1 pseudogene is annotated in these 227 nt (G+C 59.9%); it reads right to left on the reverse strand.

The features are described 5' to 3' along the window. Nucleotides 1-59: 59 nt before the first annotated feature. A pseudogene (locus tag IM317_RS23825) lies at nucleotides 60-227 on the reverse strand (DNA (cytosine-5-)-methyltransferase); the annotation flags it as partial.

Below are 227 nucleotides of genomic sequence, written 5' to 3' on the forward strand. Positions count from 1 at the left end.
CGATAAAGATATTTCCACAGCACCGGCGTAAGAATAAATTTCGCATCGACCGTCGGCTACAGCAGCTCGCCAAATGTTGGCCGCACCGCCGGGTACTGCGCCGCGATGTCGCGCAGCGTAAATCCAGCATGCAGCTGCAGATCGCGACGGAAACCCACCAGCACGATGCGCTCCCGGTGCTGAGGCAAGAAATGGCGCCCGTCAATCACCTTCGGGTCATCCGGCCC

Origin of the sequence: Enterobacter cloacae complex sp. S3, assembly GCF_014930495.1 — a bacterium.
Taxonomy (GTDB): domain Bacteria; phylum Pseudomonadota; class Gammaproteobacteria; order Enterobacterales; family Enterobacteriaceae; genus Enterobacter; species Enterobacter asburiae_B.